The 1706-nt window shown below is 61.5% G+C and carries 2 protein-coding genes; one reads left to right on the top strand and one right to left on the bottom strand.

All coding sequences use genetic code 11. The features are described from left to right. Positions 1–1099, top strand: a 1099-nt coding sequence (locus P0D80_RS49965; RefSeq protein WP_408296097.1) for an ATP-binding protein, incomplete at its 5' end; no start/stop codon positions are given. Here P0D80_RS49965 and P0D80_RS49960 read toward each other — a convergent pair. Beyond that, positions 1022–1706: universal stress protein (locus P0D80_RS49960; RefSeq protein ID WP_408296094.1), on the bottom strand; the 685-nt coding region annotated here is incomplete at its 5' end. The genes P0D80_RS49965 and P0D80_RS49960 overlap by 78 nt on opposite strands.

Below are 1706 nucleotides of genomic sequence, written 5' to 3'. Positions count from 1 at the left end.
GCGTAGGGATAGCCGCGCCGATCTGGGCGCCGGAGTGGCGCGCCGCATCGCGAAGCCGCTTGCTTATGCGCTGCCGATTCTCGCGCTGCTGATCTGGGTGGGCATTGGCAGCAGCCTCGCGCCGCTTAAAACACTCTCGCGGGCCATCGGTGCCAGAAACGCAGGCAATCTGGACCCCATCGATATGCGTCGCACTCCGGCCGAAGTGCGTCCCTTGGTCGACGCGCTCAACGTTTTGTTCTCGCGGCTGCGAGGGTCGCTCGACCGTGAGCGGGCCTTCACGGCCGACGCGGCACACGAACTCAAGTCGCCACTGGCGGCAATCAAGGTTCAGGCACAGGTCGCTCTTACCACGCGTGATCCGGCAAAACAACGCCTCGCGATGCAGCGGGTCGTTGAAGGTGTCGACAGGAGCACACATCTGGCGGATCAACTTCTGTTGCTGGCGAGACTTGACGAAGGTGTGCCCGCACCAGCGTCGACCGTGGAACTGGATGCCGTTGCCCGCGAATGCATCGCTGCCCACGAAGCGAATGCGTCGTCCAAAGGCATCGGGTTAGCCCTGAACGGAGATACACACGTGACGATGTTAGCGGAGCCCGCACTCGTGCGTATCCTGCTGGACAATCTGGTGGACAACGCTATCAAGTATGGCGAGACGGGAGGTTGTGTCGAGGTCGTCACCCGGCGAACGTCGGAGGCGACCCTACTGCTTGTGCGAGATAACGGCCCAGGTGTGTCGGAGCAGGACCGGTTGCGTCTGAGCGATCGCTTTTTCCGGGGTGGGGGAAGCCGCCAAAGCGGCAGTGGATTGGGACTCTCGATCGTCGCTCGGATTGTGGCTCGCCTTGAGGGACATCTAACCTATACATCGGGCATTGACGGCCGGGGGCTGGGCGTCGAGGTCGGATTCCCCAGCCACTCAGTCACGCAGCTCGCCATAAGCGGTCACAGCGTTGGAAGATCCAATGGAGCAGGCCGGCATATCGATTCGTGCGCGACGCCTCATCGGCACGGTGTGTCACGAGTCTTGCGCATGAACGAGCAGCAATGGCGTCTGCGTAATATGCGCGACACGGCCCGCGACGCTGCCCAGTAGCCATCGCGCTACTCCACGTCGGCCATGCGTGCCCATGACCAGAAGGTCAGCATTCCAGTGACTTGCCTGGCGAACGATCGCGTGGGCGATGTCGTCTCCTGTCTGCTCGGTACTGGCGAGTACGGTATCGCAGTGACAGGACGAACCCGCAAATACATCCGCCGCTGTGGCAAGCGCCGCTTTGCCCTCTTCGATAAACGCGTCTTCAAGCACATGAATGGGTACAAAATCCGTCAGACGCACCGCGCGATCGACGACATAGACCGCCCGCATGTTGACTTCCGGCTTCGCAAACCGCATGCCGTACCTCAAAGCCTCGAACGACGGCGCGCTTCCGTCGATCGCGATCAGAACCCGTTGCGGGGGGCGCGCCAACTTTTCCTCGTGGGAAGGCGGCACGATCAGGAGCGAGCATCGGGAATGTATTGTCAGTGGCTGGGACACTGTGCCTTCGACCCAGCGCAGTAGTCCATGATGCTGACGTGCGCCGACGACCAGAAGATCGGCACGCCAGTCGTCGGCAGCATCGATCAATGCGGTGGCGATGTCGCCACCTCGCTTCGAAAGGTCGACTACATCCTCTTCGAGGAGAAAATTACAACCTGCA

This window comes from Paraburkholderia sp. RL17-373-BIF-A, from assembly GCF_046030175.1.
Lineage (GTDB): Bacteria > Pseudomonadota > Gammaproteobacteria > Burkholderiales > Burkholderiaceae > Paraburkholderia.
Note: the sequence above shows the minus strand (reverse complement) of the source record. Positions and strands in the feature narration are given on the sequence as shown.